The sequence below is a fragment of the Variovorax sp. Soil_C_17 genome, from assembly GCF_057657265.1.
Window position 1 is genome coordinate 1 of the sequence record NZ_JBDGIT010000057.1, and the last position, 464, is coordinate 464.

The 464-nt window shown below is 68.3% G+C and carries 1 pseudogene; it reads left to right on the forward strand.

The annotated features are described in order from the left end of the window. Positions 1-464: pseudogene (locus tag AC3A6Y_RS35015) on the forward strand (IS21 family transposase); the annotation flags it as partial.

Here is a 464-nt window from a genome sequence, read left to right on the forward strand (position 1 = left end):
CGCACCGTGTGCGACGACAGCTGCGTGCGGGTCGATCACAGCAGCTACGCCGCGCGCCCGGCGCCCATCGGCAGCCATGTGCTGGTGCGTGTGTTCGACCGCCGCATCGAGATCCGTGACCTGAAGACGCAGGCGCTGCTGCGCAGCCACGTCCGAGTCGAACGCCCCGGCACCGTCGTGCTGCCGATGGAGGAGCGCGTCTTCAACCCTTCGCGCGAGACCCGGCGCATCCTCGCGCAAGCCAGGGCGATCGGCAACGACGCCCAGCGACTGTGCGAGCTGCTGTTCGCCGTCGAAGGCCGTGTCGGCCAACGCAAGCTGTGGGGCATCGTCCGGCTGGCCGATCGCTACCCGTGCCGTCTTGTCAACCGCGCCTGTGCGCAGGCAATGCACGACGGCATCCACAGCTACAGCCACGTCAAGAAGCTGACCGAGAAGATCGTCGCCGAAGCACTGGCGGCCCT